Here is a 21,462-nt window from a genome sequence, read left to right on the forward strand (position 1 = left end):
AAGTTAACCAGCTGATTGAAGACAAAGGAAATAGAAGACAAAGTAACAGGAGAACGAGGGCTTTAGAGGAGACAGGTAACAAGTGGACAAGGGAGCCAGTTAATTGTAGACAGGGGAAATAGAAGACAAAGTAACAGGAGAACAGGGGCTTTAGAGGAGAAAGGTAACGAGTGGACAAGGAAACCAGTTGATTGTAGACAGGGGAAATAGAAGACAAAGTAACAGGAGAACGGGGGCTTTAGAGGAGACAGGTAACAAGTGGACAAGGGAACCAGTTGATTGTAGACAGGGGAAATAGAAGACAAGGTAACAGGAGAACGGAGGCTTTAGAGGAGACAGCTAACAAGTGGACAAGGGAACCAGTTGATTGTAGACAGGGGAAATAGAAGACAAAGTAACAGGAGAACAGGGTCTTTAGAGGAGAAAGGTAACGAGTAGACAAGAGAACCAGTTGATTGTAGATAGGGGAAATAAAAGACAAAGTAACAGGAGAACAGGGGCTTTAGAGGAGACAGGTAACGAGTGGACGAGTTAACCAGTTGATTGTAGACAGGGAAATAGAAGACAAAGTAACAGGAAAACAGAGGCTTTAGAGGAGACGAGTGAACAAGTTAACGAGTTGACCAGTTGTTTGCGACGAAAAATCACTGCTAATAGTAGTAATAAGAATTGGTAGTTGACGAGTTACGAGTGGACAAGTTAAGCAGTTGCTTGCGACTATAAAACACAGCTAATAGTAATAAACATAATAATGAATAATGACTGATGAATGGAGAAAAGATTGTGAATTATGGTTGAATTATGGACTACAAAAAAGCCTCCGAAGTAAGGAATACTTCGGAGGCTAAAGCTGTATGCGCTACTATGAGCGGATAGAAGTTAACGCTTACTCATAAGTTCCAATCAAGATACTCGTAAGCACCAATCTCACCAATCAAGAAACGTGGGTTCTCGCTTGTGTCAAAGCTCTGGAGGATTGTCAGCTTAACAAACTTACATGTTACTGGAGTATTAAATACAATTGGGAATGGAGTATCATCATCATAGGTTGAGGCTGCAGTGGCAGTACCCATGTTTGTCCATGTCTTACCGTCTAAGCTGGTAGCTACAGCCACCTTCTTCACACCATATCCGTAGCTTGTGTAGTTGCAAAGGATACCAACACCAATCAGTTCCTTTGTGCTATTGAATGCCATTGTAAACTCTGGCTCATAATAGGTATATGAATACACATAGGTGTTGTTATCGCCATCATTCAACTTTGCTGCATTAGAACTGCTGAGTGTAGTTGACATCTGATATTCGTTCAATGCAATCTGCTTGTCTGCATTGAGCGTACCAGATGCATTGATGTTATCGAAGGTGAAGTTAGTTGCTACAACCACCTTAGTGTTTGTCTTTGCTGTTTCTGCACCATCAACACTCTTCATAACAACAGATGTCACACCGTTCTTCAACATTGTCAGATTCTTGAGTGCATCGCCATTGACCAACTTAACAGTGATGGGTTCAGAGGTCAGCTGTCCCTTTGCGATGGTAACAGATGTCTTGTTAAGACGGATTGCGTCAGTGCTCATCACCTCTTCGCTACTGTTAGCCTCAACACCGTCAGATGTAGCAGCCAATGTAACAGTAACATCCTTCTCAGATGGAGAAGACAGTCTTACGTAGAACTGTGCGCTATCACCTGTCAAGGTAACAGCTGTTGCCGACTTCTCACCTGCAAGCGACACCTTGTTGCCCTCACTGCTACCAGTGTAGAGATATGCCTTTGCAGAGTAGTTTTCTTCTGCAGTAGGGTAGAGCGTGCTACCAACTTCTGGCTCGCTCTGACATGATGCCAGTGTGGCAGCAACCAAAGAGGCTGCCAACACTGACTTGAATACGTTTATTTTCATATTTGAGTTTCCTTTTGACTTATTTACCATCAATTCTTACGTTCTGCTCCCAAGTAGGAACAGCTACACACTTACCTGTGTTGTTATGACCAGTAGCGTCCTTGAAGGTATCGCCCTGACCCTCGTTGAGCTTCCAATAAGCCTCCAAGTCGGTGCTCTTAGCGTCACAAGCATACATGTTATTAGCAATCTGAGCCTGTGTACGAGCCACTGTCCAGAAGCGTAACTCGCTCACCTTCACGTTTGCCTTGAGGTAGTCTGTGTTACCGAAGTTAAAGGTGTTGCTGAGGTTAGTTGTCTTACCAGGGAGGTCCATAGAGTTATCAAGCGCACCGTTAACATAGAGGTAGAGTTTTGTACCTGTGCAAACGAATGCGAGGTGATACCACTGGTTCTCGTTGAAGAGCTGCTTACTGTTCATCTGTGTACCTTGCGTCTTAATCTGCAAACGGTTACCCTCGATAGGAGCATCACCGAAACGAGTATAAATCTCGCCCCCATCGTTACCCCAAGCACCGAAGAGCGTCTGGTTGTTAAGTTCGCCAAGCGCCTTACCGAGCTTACTGATGTTCACATTCATCTCGACAGTCCACTGTGAAAGGTTATAGGTCTGACGCATTGCGAAGTGAATGTTATGCGTAGCGTTAACGATTGGCACAGCCTGATAAACAACCTGATCAAGGACGTAAACCATAGTACTACCAGAGTTCAAGACGTCATACTTACCATCTTTACTCTTCAGACGAAGGGCAACAGCATATTTCAGACCGCTGTCCTTCAGTGCCTGTGTCAATGGGTTGATTGTCAGTGTCACCTCAGAAGAGACCGACTTACCATTCTCAATCGTCACCTCATTAGAAGAGAGAGAGTAGAGATTAGCAGGCAGCGCCTTGTAAGAAGTCTCGTTACGCTGGTTGTATTCAGCCAGAGCTGTTGTGTCAGCAACAATCTCGAAGGTATAGTCCTGTGTAGCAGGGTCGGACAGACGCACATTCACAGAAGAAGTGACAGCCGACGTACCGATAGTAATATTCTGGCTTGAGTTGCCGTTAGTATTGGTCTGTGCGATATACGCCTGATTAGAAAGAGGCGAATATTCAGCATTGTTACATGCGCCCAGCAGTGTCAGAGAGGCCATAGCCACAGCTCCGACGAAAAGCTTAGAAATATTGTATTTCATAATTTGAATATCTTGATTATTGGATTGATGGGTTCATAATCTGAATAGCCTTACGCAAGAAAGGATAGTTGCCAGTCTTTCCAGACACGTTATATTCGTACTCCATGTGATAGGTTCCTACACCACCCTTGCGGTAGGTTACGTTATTGTAAACTGGGTTCCAGTAGGCCATACCTAAGAGTGAAGGAACAGCCTGACCATTGTCTAACCAGAAGTTTACACCACCCTTACCAGCATAGTTCTCAAAGTTCTCGCAGACGATGAGCTTCTTAGCCACCTGCTCTGGTGTGAGATACTGCTGGAAATGAGTAGCCTGTGTAGCAAAGCGACTGTTCAGATCACTGTTACCAGAAGAGCTATAAGCCTGAAGGATGAAGTAATTGAAGTATTCGCCATACTCAGCAGCCATAGCGTCAGGCTCACCATCGATAACGAACATCTTATCAGTACCCGACTTAGGACCGATGCGCTTGCCCATAGTCTTTACGAAAGCCTCCATCACCTTAGCGTTCTGCCAAAGCTCCTTATCGGTTTGGAAAGGCTGAGCGTATGAAGGTTCAGCATCGAGGTCGAAACCGTCATAGCCATACTTAGCGATAGTATCGCAGATAGCATTTGCATACTTCTCAGTAGCAGCAATCTGTGAAGCCTCATCATTGCCCCATCCCCAGAACTTATGACGCCACTCTTTCCATGTGAGGGTAGAGTCTGTCTTGGTTGGAGTAATCTGGTCGCCAATGTCGAAAACAAGGCAGCTGATGAGCACCTTCGTACCCTTAGTCTTCTGAACAAAACGCAAGTCTTTCAGCATCGCCTCAGAAGGGTTTTTCCAGTTACCCCATAGAGAAACGAAATCAGTACTATCAGGAAGACCCGCCAAAGAGTTCTCGTGGGTAACACCAGAGCCTGTCCAGTTGCCAAACCAACCGAAAGCAACAGAGTGGTCAGTCTTCTTATAGTTACGGAGTTGCGCATAGTAAGCCTCCGACTTATTTGAGTGAGTAAGGTCAGCTCCGTCCTTAGCCTCAGTTTCAGTCCAATCGCTGCAGGCTGTGAAAGCCGTTGCAGCGCAGGCTGAAAGCAAGAATATCTTTATTAAATTCTTCATTTTTTATCGAATGTTTATTATATAATAGATAATGTATTAACGCTGCCACCACATCTTGGTTGCATAGTCGTCATTACCCTTTAACAGCTGTACAGCCTTAATATAGTTTGCCTTGTTATTGGTAGCCTCATCAATATCAAATGGGATACGATTGGCAACTTGGATGCTATAGTCTGTTGACTGTGCTAAAGGGAATACCTTTGGATAGCCTGTACGACGGATTTCGCTCCAGCCTTCCTGTCCGTTAGGGAACATTGCAATCCATTTCTGGGTAATCAGACGCTCCATCTTCTTCTCGTCAGAAGCTGAGTCGTCCCACTTGATTGTGATATTGCTGACAGCATTAACATTCCCACCGTAATCGCTGATTGGGTCGACATAGTTTGCCTCAGTTAATGTGTTATTGGCCAAGTAGGTCGTTGCATCGCCAGCACCCCACTGTTCGAAGGAGAGTTTCACACCCTCTTCATAGAGACTCTTAGCGGTACCACCCATATTACTCCATCCTGCCAACGCACCTTCTGCACGACAGAAAGCCATCTCAGAAGCAGTGAGCCATACGCCCTTGCTGTCTATCTTGATGTTAGCAGCAGAGTAAGCCTTACCTGCAGTGGTCTTATTACCAATCTTTGCAGCGGCACGACAGCCGATAATAGAACGGCTGCCAGCCTCTTCTGTTGGCTTAAAGAACTTTGTCAGACGTGGGTCGTTGTAACCTGTGAGGTAGCTCTCAAGGTCGGCACAAGCACGGCTATCGCCCCACTCTACGGATGTCTTATACTGTCCGTTTGGTGTGTAAGCTATAGCGCAGTTGTCATCGTTGCTTGTGATGACGCCGTCCTGTACTGCCTGCTCACCTAACTGCTTAGCCAATGTTGGCTCAACATAGCGGATGCGGATAGCAATACGGAGCTTCAAAGAGTTCGCATACTTCAACCATTTAGCCATCTTACCCTGATAAACCTTGTCTAACTCTTCTGCAATAGTAACATTAGGGTTAGAAGCAACCAATGGTTTGATGACGTCTGTAGCCTTGTTGAGGTCAGCGATAAGGCTCTTGTAAACATCCTCTTGAGAAGAGTAAGCATTACCGTCAGTAGCATCAGCACCGATAGGAAGTGGTCCGTACATATCTGTAAGACGCATGAACGACTGTGCACGGAGAATCAATGCCCAAGCATAAACTGGTCCTTCGCCCTTTGTCACATTGTCAATTGCCTTGAAAGCAGACACCGTCTTTGTCATAGAATCCTTGAACGGATAGCGTACCCAACCATTAGGAGCATTGAGACGAGCAAAGTTCTTCTCAGCGAAACCATTGTTAGCATAGGTCATGTAACGACCCAAGTAGTTACCGATAAGGTCTTCGTTCATCTGGTAAGCATTCTCCTGCTCAGGGAAAGCCTCGTTCTCCATCTGTACGAGGAAAGAAGAGGTTTGATAGTTGTCGCGCGACAAGTCTTCGAGAGAAGCACCCGTTCCAGGACGGTTTGCCTCCTGAAAACCATCTGTACAAGATGGCATTGAGATTAACACCGCACTTGCGAATGTGCAGGCAGTGATGGCTTTATATATATTAATCTTTTTCATTTATATTTCGATTAAATGAGTGGAATTAGTTTTAGAATTTCAGCTTCACGTTGAAACCAAGTGTGCGAAGGCTTGGCTGCATGAGGTAGTCGAAGCCCTGATAGTAGGTACCTGTTGATGCTGTTGCCTCTGGATCGAATGGTGCCTTGTTGTAAAGCATGAGGAGGTTGTTAGCTGTCAAACCGAGTGTCAGCTCCATACCGCCCAACATTCGACGTGGGAAGGTGTAAGCGAGGTGTGCCTCTTGGATACGTGCGTTGGTTGCACTGTAGATATACTCTGACCAGATTGGGTTCTCACCACCTACTACAGCATAGTAGTTTTCTGCTGATACCAAACCATTGTTTACTGCGATACCGCCCTTGTCGCGAGCGTCAGCAGATGCCTTAGACACACCGTAAGCGTCCATCAACGCCTGTGTCTGTGACATTACGATACCACCGAAACGTGCAGTTACAACGAAGCCGAAGTTGATACCCTTCCAAGAGAAGTCGTTAGAGAAACCAATGTTACCCTTTGGAAGTACTGAACCACGATAAGATGGATTAGAGAGGTTCACCTGTGATACAGCTCCGTCTTTTACAGCGATGTTGCCTTCTGCGTCGCGCTTGAAGTCGCTGGTCATATAGAGGTCGCCCATCGTACCACCCTTCTTAAGGATGATGTTAGCACCACTCAAACCACCTTGGTTGATAACCTCGTTTGGATCGTCGAGCAACTCAACAATCTTGTTGCGGTTAGCACTGTAAGTGAAGTTGGTGTTCCATGCAAAGTCGCCCCATGAATGGCCATAACCCAATGAGAGCTCAATACCACGGTTTCTTACGTTACCCGTCTGAACATACTCTGAAGAGTAGCCCTGACCGCCTGTGATAGGACGAAGGAAGGTCTGGTTGCGAGTGTTTGACTGATAGAGTGTGACGTCTAAGGTCAATGCGTTATTGAAGAAACGTGTTGTCAAACCAGCCTCCCAAGAGTTGGTACGCTCTGGTCGGAAATTGGATGGGAACTTATAAGTTACGGTGCTATAAGTACCTGACGCTGGGTTATACTGATAACGCCATGGTGAGGTGATGTTTGGAGAAATAGCTGAACCTACTGATGCCCATGAACCACGAACCTTCATGTAGCTTATCCATGATGGAAGTGTTGCCATCTGTGAGATGACTGCTGACATACCTACTGATGGGTAGAAGAAAGATACGTTGTCGGTACCGTCCAAAGCTGAGTCCCAATCGTTACGACCTGTTACAGTCATAAACAGCATACTGCGCCAGCCTAACTCGACATTAGCAAAGAGTGAGTTCACCTTGTGAGCATTGTCGGTAAAAATAGGACGGTTGTCGGCTGTTGCTGTACCGTAGTCGATTGCGTTTGGAGTGAACAGGTTAGATGGTGCCTTCAAGCCGCCTTGGAATCCTGTTACATTATACTTATGGCGTGTGAACGAACCACCGAGGTTGGCTGATACTGAGAAATCGTTTAATGTCTTGTTGATATTAAACATCATATCACCATAGAGTGAACGGTCGTTCACCTTATCGTAACCATAGAAGCCATAGTTTGAGTGTGCGAAGAGATTAGTCGTTGTTGCGTAACGCTTGTCCTGCTGTTTTGTGTTAGCATCGTCCCAACGCAGACGACCCACAACGTCCATCCAATCGAAGATCTTATACTTAAGACTTGCACTAACCATGTAACGGCTACGATTGTTTGAACGAACCATACGGTTGGCTACCCAGTATGGGTTCTGCATACTCAACGCATCACCGAAGTTCCAGTTCTGAACATTGATACCTCTGGCTGCATCATAAAGCTCGTAAGTACGAACGGCATCGAAGCTCTCACCACGTGGGAAGAGATAAACAGCGGTCAATGGGTTGAAGTACTGGCCCTGAGCTGTCAAGTTCTTATCGTGCTCCTTGATGTAGTTGAAGTTGAAGTCGAAGGTCATCTTGTCGTGCAAGAACGTTGTTGTATTGCGGAATGCAAAGTTGTAACGGTCGTAGCTGTTATTAGGAATGATACCCTTTGCATTGGTTGTACCTACTGAGATATAGGTCTGGTTCTTGTCTGTACCTGCTGTCAGAGCTACGTTGTTCTGAATGTTCGTACCAGTATTGAAGAAGTCCTTTGGCTCATAGTTTCCATAGACTGATGGAGTCTTTGCACCCCATGACTTCACTTCGCCAGCACGGTTTACGTATGAGTTCTGGAACTCTGGCATGATAAATGGGTTAGCAAACTGTGAACTGTTACTTACTGTCACGCTTACCTTACCCTCCTTACCTTTCTTCGTGGTAATCATGATGACACCCTGCGCAGCAGCTGAACCGTAGAGGGCAGCAGCAGCAGGACCACTGAGGACGCTGATTGACTCGATATCCTCTGGGTTGATATCGGCAATACCTTCTGAACCTGGCTGTGAACTGAACGCACCACCAGAAATCTCTCCTTGACTGGTGTTGTTGATTGGCACACCGTCGATTACATACAATGCTTGGTTGCTACGGGTAATTGACTTAGGTCCACGCATCACAACACGAGCGGCACCACCCATACCGGTTGATGACGCATTGATGTTCACACCGGCTACCTTACCAGCGAGGGAGTTCATGAAGTTAGGGTTCTTAACCGTTGTGAGGTTCTCACCGCCTACCTTCTGAACGTTATAGCTCAACGCCTTCTCTGAACGCTTGATACCCAAAGCGGTTACCACAACCTCCTCAATCTGATGAGCCTCAGCCTTCAAAGTGATGTTCAATGGGGCATCACCAGTTACCTTCACCTCCTCGGTGTTCATACCGATATAGCTGATGATAAGGGTAGCACCCTTATGAGTCGTAATCTCAAACTTACCATCGAGGTCGGTGGTTGCACCATTCTGCGAATCCTTTACGCGGATAGTAGCACCAATGACAGGCTCTCCGGAGTTGTCAACGATTGTTCCGGTAACCTTCACGTCACCACTTGATTGCTGTGTCCCCATTACCTTTGCGGCATTGGCCTTGGTAGCTGCAATGATTACGTTCTTGCCAATATTATCAGACGAACTGACGTGATTGCTGGCATAAACGCTCAAACAGCAGCAAGATAGGAAAACACTTACTGGTAGAATCTTTCCTTTTCTCATTAGTTATTTTATATATTTGTTGATAATCTTATTCTGACTTAGGTAAACCTATTTATATCTTCAGGGCTTCCCTCCTCCACTAAAAGCTCCCCTCAACATAAAGAACTCGCACACTGTAGAGGTCCACCTTATATATATTGGAACTCCATGTTATATATATTAGGACTCCATGCTATATATATTAGGACTCCAGCTTAATATATATTAGCATTTCATCTTATATACATATCAGTGTAGTTCTCATTCTCTTTACGGTGTCCCTTATGGTAGAGGTATTCCCTATACTAAATAGGTATTGTCCAAAAGTTATCCATGACTACTCATGCGCTTACGGTTTTTTCTGTAGCTTTGTTATTACAAAGATAACACTTTATACAGCTATAACACTTAATCTATATCAATACTTTAACAATAATAAACACTATTATCCTGTTTTTTATTCCCTTTGCGAATAGTTAACACTATCCTGTAGACAGAATAACATTACTCGAATTACCAGATTTGCTAGTCATGCTAGCCCTGCTAGTCCCGCCAGTCCTGCTAGCCCCCGCCAGTCCTGCTAGTCCCGCCAGAACAGCCACCCACCCCTTCTAAGCACTGTTAATACTAATTATTCGTTGTCTAAATAGGTCTGTTTATGCGAAAAAAACGACCGTTAACATTGACAGTTTGGAAAATAATCTCTACCTTTGCACTCGCAAGATTGTAATGATTACAGGGTATAAATATCCCATATATAGAGTTGAAAATCAGCGGATATTAGTCTACACGCTCGTGATAAGCGAAACAAGAAATAACATTTATAATACAAAAACATTATGAAAAAGAAATTTATTTGCACTGTTTGTGGTTATATCTACGAAGGAACAGAGGCACCAGCAGAGTGTCCAGTATGTCACGCTAAGGCAGAGAAGTTCAAGGAGTTCGACCCAGAGGCATTGAAGGGTACTAAGACTGAGCAGAACCTCAAGACTGCTTTCGCTGGTGAGAGCCAGGCTCACACTAAGTATCTCTACTATGCTTCAAAGGCAAAGAAGGACGGTTTTGAGCAGATTGCTGGTTTCTTCGAGGAGACAGCACGCAACGAAAAGGAGCATGCTAAGATTTGGTTCAAGTTCCTCCACGGTGGTGATATCCCTACAACAACTGTAAACCTCGCTGACGCAGCAGCTGGTGAGAACTATGAGTGGACTGATATGTACGAGCAGATGGCTAAGGATGCTATGGAAGAAGGCTTCCCAGAGTTGGCTGTTAAGTTCCGCAGTGTTGGTAAGGTTGAGAAGCACCACGAGGAGCGTTACCGCAAGCTGTTGAAGAACATCGATGACAAAGTCGTATTCTCACGTGACGGCGACTGCATCTGGCAGTGTCGTAACTGCGGTCACATCGTTGTTGGCAAGAAGGCTCCAGCTGTTTGCCCTGTATGCAACCACCCACAGAGCTTCTTCCAGATTGAGGAGACAAACTACTAATACAACGCAAGCATAATTCCAAAATGCGTTTACCATATCATGCCAAGGTCCGTAAGGGTCTTGGCATTTTGTTTGTCCCCTCTCTCCCACATATCTCGTATTTCTTTAATTAATCGTTTTAATCTACTATTCTTTATTTCTCCAACCCATGAGGATAGCATGAACCTTCCTTTCCCATCGATACGATAGCTCTATTTCCAAAGAATGCCTCGGTTAAACATATTAACGTATTTCATTCCACGCATAGCCTCAGCAATAATTGGATTACGATAATCATTGACCGTAGCGAAGTTTTCAGGATGAGACTCTCTATAACTTTCTTTTTTTCATTTATGCTTATTCTTTAATATACCACCTTCTTCCCATCAACAATATACACACCACGGTGCTGGAGAGAATGGGGACTGAGACGCTGACCATGGAGGTTATAAATGGTATGGGGAGCGGTGGAGAGGACAGGAGCGAGGCGGATGGCATCGTCTGTCTCGTGATAGTCAGTGGGCTCAATGAACCATTGGGAGGCATCAGAGGTGATGGTCCATGCGACGATGTTACCGTTGTTATCGGCATGGATGGCTGGGTAAGCCGCTTGGGCAGGGTCCATGCTCTGTAGATAACTGCGTCCGTCTATCGTCGACACGATGGTGTATCGGCCCGCATCAGCCTTATTATCAGTTACTAACAGCGGTGTGTTCGTTCGTAGCGTAGGCTTAGCGAACACCTTATGCTTCGCATTCTTTATCGTCCAATACCCCTCGGTAGTCTCAATGAACTGGAAGAGTACGGCCGGATCGGTCGGTGATGTACTAACAGAACCCTGCTTGAGTTGCGTGCCATCCGTCGTTAGTACCACATTACGCTTTAGGTTGTTTGTCAGTCGATACCACCTCCCACGCTCAATCTTCACACGTGTCACACCGCTAAGGAGCTGCTTTTGTGCTGCAGCCATCGCCTCTTGTGCATGAAAGTATGCTGTCTCATCGCCACCTGTCGCAGCCGTAGCGAGGGCCGCACCGACCCCATCGAGCGAAGTCTCAACGCCTGTCAATCCCGCAGCCACAGGCATACCGACATATTTCCCATTAGCCTGTCGATAAGTGTGAACACGTGAGCGAAGCATTTCGGCAGCCTGTTGGATATAAGGACCACGGTCGACAGTGTGGTCGATGACATATCGTCCGTTCGTCAAGTCCTCCAAAGGAATCTGCTTGAAGATGATGTTATATCCCCCGATACCGCCTGTTGCCTCCTCCTCGTAGACGTATCCTATCTTATCATTCGACAACAGTTCCATCCCCGTATAGCATGATCCAATCTGGCTCACCTGCTTTCCTTTGTGCCAATCAGCTGCTAAGGCCGTCGCTGTAGCGTAACTCTCGTAGTTAGCAAGTTCCTTGAAATACACGCCCACACGCTCTCGTGCCGTAGAATGGGTGATACTCTGTAAGGCTACAAAGAGTTTCCTGCCATCCGACACACGCCGTGCTGGGACAATGAGTATCTCGCCATTGACCGCATTGACCGCATTGTTCATCGCTTCAGCATTCGTTTGAAACTCCCATCGGCCCTCTCCTTTGGCGATGTCGGTATAGGTGAAGAGACTATACCCACGTGAGTTTGAACCACGATTGCGCACACTCACCAGCACACTACCGTCTGGTAACTCCTCTACCTTAGACTCGTCAGCGCCTGCACTTGGCAACTGCATCGGTCCACCGAGTAGTTTCCACGTTGCACCGAAATCGTCGGAAAAGACAACAAAGGTGGCGTTCTGCTTGGTATTATTCGTTGGATAAGCGATATACAAACGGTTATAAGCCCCCTGCTTAACGTATCGGCTCTGCATAATCTTCCCACTTGTCAGGAACAGACCATTCGTCTTACCGCCCAAACTGTTCTTTGTCAAGTTGTATATCTGGTAGGTCAACGAGTCCTTCGTCCATGTTTCTCCACCGTTACTACTATGCAATCGCACCACATGTTGGGGTTGTTCGTACCGACTATCAAAGAAGCTTGTGTGTCCACCGACGCACATCACGAGTACATTCTGCGGATTGTTCCGATCGACAACGATAGAGGGATCGCCAAAGCTGTAAGTCCACTGCTTCGAACTATGGTCTTGTTGCGCATCACCAGCAGCGATGGTACGATAGTTAGCATCCCATGTTGCGCCATGGTCTGAGCTGGTTTTCATAACAATATCGTTATGTCCATTCCCCATACCGATGTCCGACCCCGTCCGACGGAGGTCTACCGCCACAAAGAGCTTACCGTTGCCATCCTGCCCCAGAGCAGGGATACGATAGCCAAAGGGCGACTTCGTGTTATCAAAGACGATTGCTGTCTGATATTTCTCATTGTCGGCTATCTGCTTCTTCAGCACCTCCCCGACGGCAGGGGCTATCTGTATCGTCAGCTGTTGGATATGGGCTGCGTCCGTCAACACCTGAAACGGAATACTCTGCAAGGCTATGCCGTCCACCGAGAAAATCTTTGCAGCGGTCTTCGTTGCCGTCTCTGTCTTCGCTGTCGTCACATCCTTTACCGTCGTCGAAGCCGTCTCTCCTTTGAAAGAAAAGCTATAGCCCGTAATGACATAGCCTTTCTCCACTGAGAGCGTATAGTTCTGACTATTCTTACTTGAGATGATAATCGTCTTTGGCGACGTCGCACTGCTATATCCGATATTGTTTTTTCCATTCGCATTGGCCAAGGTCACGACCGGATCACCAGCGTTAGAAATGAGATAAGTGTTCCATGCTTGTCCCTTTGTCTTCCTGTCTTGTCGATAGAAAGTGGCGTTATCAGGGTCGAGCACACGTGCCTCAAGCACCGTCGCAAAGGCAGGTTCGATGAGAACCGTCGACCCATTGTCCTTTCCACCAGTCCAGAAACAGATCTGACCCGACTGCCCGCTGAGGTTTAAGGCGTATCCATTGGCATCTCGCAATTGCATATAAACAGGGTCGGTGAAGGCTGAAGAGAGGTTGGATGATGCCGAGAACCACCACTTAGCACACTTCGTATTACCCTCCAACGGCTCCATCGTTGCCTCAGCCGTATTCGTTGCAGGGGCCACAGCGACAAGTGCTTTCGTCGTACCGAAGGCTTTGTTGTATAGTGTATAGCCTTCCTGCTCATTACCAACAAAGCACCAAAGCTGATTGTCAGGCTGCTGCGGCATCGTGCGGTCCACATTCCCCGCCGTTGCAGCCACCTCACTGATACTCCCATCAGCCGCAGCAACGGCCAAGGTGGTGTTCTTGAACTTCAATGTGTACCATCGTGTGCCCTCCGCAAAATCACCTCCTACAATGGTTGTGGGCACAAAGGGATGAAGTGACGACGCTCCTGCCGCCTGCACACTCAGCCCATTAGTCATCATACGCTCCCCTGTCATCATCTGAGTCTGCCGATAGTTTGCGTGTAGCAGTAGCCCATTCGCCATCTTACTCTCCCCTGTCATCATCTGAGTCTGCCGATAGTCTGCGTGAGTCCGTTGGTTATTAGTCCTCATGCGCTCCCCTGTCACGATCCGAGTCCACGTTCTGTCCCTCCTCCTTTGGGCAACAAGCAGAGAAGACCATACATTCCCTTTCCTGCTCAATAAGGCTAATTGAGGCTCACAACTACTGACCGCAGTGGGCATCCCCACCCCATCAGACATCCGAGAAGAACACGTGTTCGAGGCCCAAGAAGTTGTAGTAAGGCCACAAAGGACGATTGCTATAAAATGTTTATACATCTACTATTTAGTTTGTTTTTAGTTTGCTGTCACATTTAACATTTCCTGTAGCATCCTATCTCACAGTCTGTTACGAGCGAGAAAAGATGACAGAAGTGACAGGAAAATCGAAAGTTATATTTTAGAAGATTGTTTCTACATAGGATGAAGGGCCTGTTAAAACACATCATCTAAGAACTCCTCCATCCTTCCCTCCTTAGCCGCTGGCAAGCTATCGCCCTGCCTCAAGTGATGATCAGACGCTGAGATATGGATTGTCTCATCAAATCCATGGATATAGCGCAGGGCGATACGGTAGATACACTCGGTTGGGGCAAGTCCATACACTTGGTGTTTGAAGATATGGCGGATACGTTCCTCCGAGTCTGGATAAGCCTTTTTCATACCCTTACTGTTATAGAGTCTCTTCACAATCTCAGTAATGTATTGCCCCGACTTCATATACAAGTCGGCGAACGTCTTACGTGGGTCATCGAAGCAGCCGGGGTTCTCCTCTTCAAGTAAGTCTACCATTCTGCGTACCGTCTCCTTAGGTGTGAAGATCTGATTCGTACGTTGTGCGGGGATGTAATTGAATATATCTTCCTCGTTGGTAGGCTCGAAGTAATTGGCTAAACGCCTCCGCAAGGCCATGAACTCTTTAACGGAATCATTAAAGACCACCTCATCGAAGAAGTGACCCCTACTGTGTTCCTTCTCGCCAGTGTCCTTATTAATATAGTCGCCTCCGTCTCTCAACAATCGAAACTCCTCTTTCGTCACACTCGTTACCTCTAAGAACACCTCCTCTGGAATATCCTTATCAAAGTTCTGCAAGGTTGTTTCTTCATTACCATAGGCCATCAAGAACGATGGTATCGTACGTGAGAAGCCTCGTAGATGATTACGAACAAGCTCGTTCACATCCCCCTTCTTCTTGTCAATGCGTTGCTGCTCATAGACCTCGGCAACGATTTCCACACTTGCATTCAAGAGTTCTGTCTTCTTCTCTTGTACCTTCTTTTCTAACCTGTCGTCGATAGTCTGCTTCTTTGCATCATATCTCTTCTGAATATCGTCTTGCTGTTGTGTTGTCTTCCCGACACACTCCTCCTTACACCGTAGGTCTAACTTATTCTTATCAACGGCTGCTTGATAACAGTCTTTACCTATCTGCTCGTTTACAGCCTTTCTTATTCTCAAGGCAGCAACACCCTGGTTACGCTTCGTGAGGGCGTCCTCCTTCGACTCCTCGTGTGTCTTAGCATGGGTTATCACTGTGCCTGTCAGGACTTTAGTATAATTGTCTATCAACTGTTCCTCGGCACTCTTTCCCTTCTTCTCCTTTGCTTCACGATATTTTTGGAGCGTTTCGTTAATCTGTTGTTCTACGTCTTCATCGTCACCGAAGATCTTTTCTCCGAACAGACGCTGCTGTCTTTCAGCTATTTGTTCAGCACTCGGTTGTGCATTACCATCGGCATCCACCTCACGAGACAACTGCTCTACATCGTTCGTGTCAATGCTCTTATTCTTTGCTTCCTTTACGTCTTCAAACTTATTGATGATATTCATCAAGCCTGGAGAACTACTATATATATTAGCGATATTAGCGAAGAGGAAGTTACTCATAAAGCCACTTCTCACCACCTCCTTAGAGCGTATTCGTCGAGGGATGAGCATCACCTGTTCGGCATCCAACTCCTCCATCTCTCCCTGCTCATCCTCGCCTATCACGGGGAAGAAGTTCAGCAACTCTCTAATATGCGCCTTTCTCGTGTCTACATCACCACCCCCCGAAGCCGTGTCAACCGATAGTCCGTTGGCCATCTCCTCATAGATTGTCAGCGTGCGGGCTGGGTCAAAGTCAAAGACGTAGGCATTCTCTTTCCTATGATACCGTCCGTCAGTGTCCATATAGAGGTGGGGCGTCTGTGCTCGGAAGGCTGTTTGCATATATTGTGCAGGGCTTTTGATATTACTGAGTATCAACACAGCCGTCCATTCAGGGACTGTTACTCCCGTCGTCAGCTGACCCACAGAGAGGGTTATCGTCCCTTGTGGATGCTCCTCAATGGCTTTGCGCACACGAGCCAATGAGCTCTCGTCTTCTATAACCTCGTCTTCATCACTCTTGCCATCACCTGCCGCAACAACTATCTCAATGCTTGCGAACTCTGGATGTCGTTGTGTGTCTCTTAGCTTCTTTGCCAATGTCTTGGCCGCATCAACACGGTTTAATAGCCAGAAGCTATGCCTTATCTCTTTGCGCAAAGCCTCGGTTGAGAAGGGATAACGGGGTTGACGGCTCAGAGCGTCGAGCCATTTATCAACCGACTCATCATGCACAAAGCGTCCATGCTCTACTCGGAAGAACTCGTTAAGGTCGAAGGCAAAGGCCTCCGTGTCGCCATCTATCTCCACACCTTGGCTCACCTTCTCTATGACGATGTCGCTCATTCGATAGGTGTACATATTGAGTCTTGGCAGCTCTATATAGGGGTTATGACCCTTTGACTCGTCCCACTGTGCCTTAGCACGGCACTCGTCAGCATAGGTCCAATTGAAGATTGAGCCCGGAGGGAACTTGTCGTTAGCCAGTGCCTTGAATGGAGTTCCACTCAAGTGGAGCGTATGCTTGCGGTGTATATGGTCGAAGGCTACATCGGTCTTATAGGTGTCTACGCCTTCATGGGCCTCATCTATAACCAGCAAGTCCCACGTTAGTTGGGCCACTTCCTCCAGTTTTCTATGACTGCCACCAAAGTCGATTGAGCCCTTCAAGTCCTGTAGACTGACAAACTCAATACAGTTCTTTGTACCCTTACCATGCTTTATCTCCTCTACATACTGCTGACGAGTAAGACAGGGCTTAGGCTTGCGCTGTAGCAATGCCTGCACACGACTCACAAAGAGATATTGCTCTTCACCGACAAACTTTAGGTAGTCAGAATACCATGAGTCGGCAATGGCTGGGCGATTTGTCACGACAAGCACGTTACGAAACTGCATCTTCATGCAAAGGTCATAGACGGCGAGTGTCTTACCAAAGCGGGGCTTTGCGTTCCAAAGGAACTCCGTCTCAGGACAGTGCTTAAAGCTGTCTATCGTCATGCGCACAGCCTCTCCCTGGCTGTCCTCGCGTAGTTGATATTGCTGTATGGCCTTTCCTTTGACAATACCACGGTTCTCTCGGAACTCATAAAACTTATACTTCGACTCGTCCGTACCAATCTTAAACCACTCGGTCAGCGGCTCTTGCGCATAACCTAACTTGCTTAGATAAGAATGGAAAGCCTTGTCTAAGAACGTCTCGTTCGTCCCTTCATACACAGCATTGCCCTGCCACGCTAATATCCAAGCGATATTAGCCGTGTGACACTGCTGTCTGATTCTATCTTCAACACTGTCTTGTTCGGTATAGCCAATCTTCACCCAACCATCATGGTAAGTAACTCCAGGCGTAGTGTAAGCATATATCTTAGGTAAGACAACGTGGCTGGTCTGTATCTTAGGTGTTCTCATTAGTCCATCTCCTTAACGTGTGTTTCAATAAAGTTGCGCTCCTCCTCCGATAGTCCATACTTATCATATAGCTGCAAGTCTATCGATGAGATAGACTGCGACCAGTCGATGTCAGAAGACATAGTAAAGTCTTGGAGGGGGACATACTTGAACTTAGACGGATTTATCTCTTGCGTTACTTTTAATATACTAATCAATGTTCTTACAAACTTTGTAGTAATATATTTTTGACAAGATAGTGCTTCTTCCTCCGTATCAAAAGCTCCTATACTAATAAAGGACTCAGTCGTTCCCTCTTTAGGACACTCTATAAGTGATTTGCCAATGACCCTTGCAGGGATAGGTTTACCTATAGTTCCCGCTGCACCATCAGCCTTAGATAGGACTACCTTATATTTATCTACATTACAGATCCTACTTGTGTTAACATAATCTCGACGTATAAACATATATTCTCTCTTACCTTCTTTTCTTCCTAACATCCGAATATACTCATTATCGTCACATGGTTTTTCTCCATAAAAGACTTGTGGCAAAACATCAAATACGTTTGAAGACATATCATAAGCATGCCCTTTACTTAATTGACCCTTTGCTTCTGGGAAATCTTCATGAAGCTTATCTGTTAACCTATATATCGTCCTTGTAATAACTATGTCTTCCATGGACTTAAACTCTAAGGAGGTATTAACTTTTCGAAGGATACTATTTAGTTCTTCGTAGGCAGCAAAGACTCCAATCGCTCCAAAGTCTTTTGTAGTATCATGATATGATATAACAACACCTCCAGTTAATTCTATTCCAGGGAAAACACTGGCGGCATTTGGATAGAACTCAAGTACTTTAAATGATTTATCCTGTAGCATTTTACGGTTCCACTCTTTCGGTGTTGAGCCTGCATCAAATAGGAATCTTGCAGGATGAACCAGCTCTACTCTGTCTGATACCTTATATGATGCATCAAGGAAAACATGATAGATTTGAGGAGCAAAAGAAGTATTACCTCCTACTGTCTCATCCTGATATGGTGGATTTCCAACGACGAAATCAAATCTCATAAGCCATTTTCTTTTATGGTATGTTTTATGTTTTTTGGTAATAAAGTCCGTGTAATTGCACTCGAAACTGTCGGGTGTCTCTGTTGCTGATGGCAGCCATCTACGCAGTCGACATTGCTGTCCGTTATGCTGTAAGACATCGTCCTTCAGACAACCTGCGCACGGTGTGATGGTCTCAATGGTCTCAAACAATCCCGCCTCAACCGTCTTCTCGTCATGACAAGAGGCTGGGACAACGGCTTTCAGACCGTCCATCTGCCATACGTTCCATGCTATTATCTCTGCCGCCTTACGGATGATGTCCTTTGCTGGTCGGCATGAGAAGCGTTGTTCGTGATAGTCTACAAAGGTGGCAAGGAGGGCTTCACGTGCCAAGAGGAGGTTGTCGCCTTGCCACTCATAACCGTAGACATGTGCTAAGGCAAGAAGTGCCCAACGTGTCCATTCGGCATCGGTAGCGAACGTGTTCACCCTCTGCAACTTGCGGTCTAATAGTCCGACACGCTCGTCAATAGGGATAGGCTCGGCCGTAACAGTGTCGTATCGGGATGTGAGGAAAGGTGCTTCGCCACACGAGATCTCCAACTCTGTAGTCAGAACATAGCGTTGCCACGGCTCCAACCCGTCCTTCGGTCCGTCCTGTGCACGATTCCATTCGTCGTCGATAGCGTCGTTCATCTTCTTAACGAGCCATGCAGGCGTGAACACCTCAGCCATCTGTCGCGAGCGTCGCAGCTGTTCGTCCTTTGTCTTCAAGGCTCTTGGCATGATAATACTACCATGCTTGCCCGTGATAGCCGACACGGTGATACTATCGTGCCAACCGTAGCCATCGCCCTCAGCGACGTAACTATCCGTAGCCCAAAAGATATTCTTTTGAGTGGAATGGTCGACTAAGAGCACTTCAAGCAGCCCCGGTTCGTCTCGTAGCAATCTATCTTCAAGGATGTCTATAGGTTCTGACATGATGTTATTAAAGATTTGTTTCCTGCAAATTTACAACTTTCTTGGGAGTTATGCAAGAGTGGAAAGGGGTCTGATGGGTGTTGGGTGTTGGGTTATTGGGTGTTGGGTGATGGGTGTTAGGTGTTGATGAACAGCTAACGTTGGCTGTAAGGTTCTGTGAAATCGGTTGACTTAATGTCTCTGTGGGCCTTTGTGTGTTCTGTTCTTCTGTGTAAATCTGTGAGAAATAGAACGCACCCTCGCTATGAGATGTCACACAAACAAATCGCTGGGGAGTTCTTTCTTTCACGCTGGGGAGTTTTTCTCTCACAGAACTCACAGATTTAACAGAACCTTTCCACCCACGTTTCGAACCCACAGAAGGCCTCCGGCATACAGATATCACAGAACGTTATAGCTAAAGGTGGGTGTTGAGTGATGGGTGTTAGGTGTTGATGATTAGCTAACGTTGGCTGTAAGGTTCTGTGAAATCGGTTGACTTAATGTCTCTGTGTACCTTTGTGTGTTCTGTTCTTCTGTGTAAGTCTGTGAGAAATAGAACGCACCCTCGATATGAGATTAGGCCTATGAGACTTGCTGGGGAGTTTTTTCTCTCACAGAACTCACGGATTTAACAGAACCTTTGCGCACTATTTCGATCTCACAGAACGCCTCCGGCATACAGAATTCACAGAACGTTACAGCTGATGTCGGGTGTTGAGTGTTGGGTGTTAGGTGTTGATGATTAGCTAACATTAGCTGTAACGCTCTGTGTGATCGGTTGACTTAATGTCTCTGTGGAATGATGTGTGTTCTGTTCATCTGTGTTTTTCTGTGAGAAATAGAATGCACCCACTGTAAGAGAAAGGACGCTTGAGAGTTCTTGGGTAGTTCTTTCTCTCACAGAGCTCACAGAGTTAACAGAGCCTTTTTGCGCACATTTCGAGCCCACAGAGGGCCTCCGGCATACAGAGTTCACAGAGCGTTTCTGCTAACGCTGGGGTGAAAACTGTGAGAGGTGAGGCGCAGTAGAACGATAAAAAATCCTTATAACCCACCAAGCTGACCACTCTCGACACACGCATATATCATCGCCTACAACCGAGGATGTAACCAACAAGAAATCAGCGTGTTACGTTTTGCGTTCGAGTATATGCCCTTCTTGCTCGTAGAAGACGCCCTTCTTGACGCAAGAAAAGCATGTTCTTGAACGCAGAAGGGCATGTTCTTGTTGCATACTCAGCCTTTTCTCGAATGTAGAAGGGAATAGTGTGTAAAATATCTTTACACCTTCTATTTGAATGATTAGTATTCCTGCTAATGGTGGCCCCTCCCCCTTCCCCTCCCCCGAAGGGAGGGGCGTAATCACCGAGATACCCCTATGGCTAATCATCAACACCTAACAACCATCACTTAACACCCATCTTTAGCAGTAACGCTCTGTGAACTCTGTATGCCGGAGGCCTTCTGTGGGCTCGAAACGTGCGCCAAAAAGCTCCGTGAACTCTGTGCGCTCTGTGAGAGATAAAACTCCCCAGCGAGTCTCGCAATTGTTCTTTTTCTCACAGAAGAACACAGAAGAACAGAACACACAAGGTTCAGAAAGATGATGGCCCCTCCCCCTTCCCCTCCCCCGAAGGGAGGGGCGTAATCACCGAGATACCCCTATGGCTAATCATCAACACCTAACAACCATCACTTAACCCCCATCTTTAGCAGTAACGCTCTGTGAACTCTGTATGCCGGAGGCCTTCTGTGGGCTCGAAACGTGCGCCAAAAAACTCCGTGAACTCTGTGCGCTCTGTGAGAGATAAAACTCCCCACTGTGA

General features: G+C 46.4%; 9 protein-coding genes. 1 reads left to right on the forward strand and 8 read right to left on the reverse strand.

Features of this window, described 5'->3' with window-relative positions; all coding sequences use genetic code 11:
- Positions 1 to 890: 890 nt before the first annotated feature.
- From AXF23_RS01775 to AXF23_RS01795, 5 genes are read right to left on the reverse strand one after another with little or no spacing between them, the layout of a single operon-like run.
- Entirely contained in the window at positions 891 to 1,898 is a 1,008-nt protein-coding gene (locus AXF23_RS01775) for a discoidin domain-containing protein (RefSeq protein WP_107625763.1), read from the reverse strand.
- 19 nt (positions 1,899 to 1,917) lie between these two features.
- Positions 1,918 to 3,078 (reverse strand): BT_3987 domain-containing protein, encoded by a 1,161-nt coding sequence (locus AXF23_RS01780; protein ID WP_107624098.1) that lies wholly within the window; start codon positions 3,076 to 3,078, stop codon positions 1,918 to 1,920.
- A 16-nt stretch (positions 3,079 to 3,094) separates the two neighbouring features.
- The gene (locus AXF23_RS01785; protein ID WP_009010232.1) at positions 3,095 to 4,186 is read right to left on the reverse strand and encodes a glycoside hydrolase family 18; all 1,092 of its coding nucleotides are present in this window, start codon (positions 4,184 to 4,186) and stop codon (positions 3,095 to 3,097) included.
- 36 nt (positions 4,187 to 4,222) lie between these two features.
- Positions 4,223 to 5,776, reverse strand: a complete 1,554-nt coding sequence (locus AXF23_RS01790; RefSeq protein ID WP_107624099.1) for a RagB/SusD family nutrient uptake outer membrane protein — start codon at positions 5,774 to 5,776, stop codon at positions 4,223 to 4,225.
- 31 nt (positions 5,777 to 5,807) lie between these two features.
- The gene (locus AXF23_RS01795) at positions 5,808 to 8,909 is read right to left on the reverse strand and encodes a SusC/RagA family TonB-linked outer membrane protein (protein WP_107624100.1); all 3,102 of its coding nucleotides are present in this window, start codon (positions 8,907 to 8,909) and stop codon (positions 5,808 to 5,810) included.
- Positions 8,910 to 9,727: 818 nt separating this feature from the next.
- Here AXF23_RS01795 and rbr point away from each other — a divergent pair.
- Positions 9,728 to 10,381 carry a rubrerythrin gene (rbr, locus tag AXF23_RS01800; RefSeq protein WP_107624101.1) on the forward strand — a complete coding sequence of 218 codons (654 nt, stop codon included), beginning with the start codon at positions 9,728 to 9,730 and terminating at the stop codon, positions 10,379 to 10,381.
- Positions 10,382 to 10,724: 343 nt separating this feature from the next.
- Here rbr and AXF23_RS01805 read toward each other — a convergent pair whose 3' ends face one another.
- The 3 genes from AXF23_RS01805 to AXF23_RS01815 all read right to left on the reverse strand — a co-directional run bounded on the left by AXF23_RS01805 (position 10,725) and on the right by AXF23_RS01815 (position 19,654).
- Complete coding sequence (locus tag AXF23_RS01805) at positions 10,725 to 13,898, reverse strand: sialidase family protein (protein WP_158267677.1); 3,174 nt, start codon at positions 13,896 to 13,898, stop codon at positions 10,725 to 10,727.
- 384 nt (positions 13,899 to 14,282) lie between these two features.
- Entirely contained in the window at positions 14,283 to 17,630 is a 3,348-nt protein-coding gene (locus AXF23_RS01810) for a DEAD/DEAH box helicase family protein (protein ID WP_107624103.1), read from the reverse strand.
- Positions 17,630 to 19,654, reverse strand: coding sequence for an Eco57I restriction-modification methylase domain-containing protein (locus AXF23_RS01815; protein ID WP_107624104.1), 2,025 nt, complete (start codon positions 19,652 to 19,654; stop codon positions 17,630 to 17,632). Before AXF23_RS01815 ends, AXF23_RS01810 begins: the two co-directional genes overlap by 1 nt.
- Positions 19,655 to 21,462: the final 1,808 nt, after the last annotated feature.

Origin of the sequence: Prevotella sp. oral taxon 313 (genome assembly GCF_003043935.1) — a bacterium.
Taxonomy (GTDB): Bacteria; Bacteroidota; Bacteroidia; order Bacteroidales; family Bacteroidaceae; genus Prevotella; species Prevotella jejuni.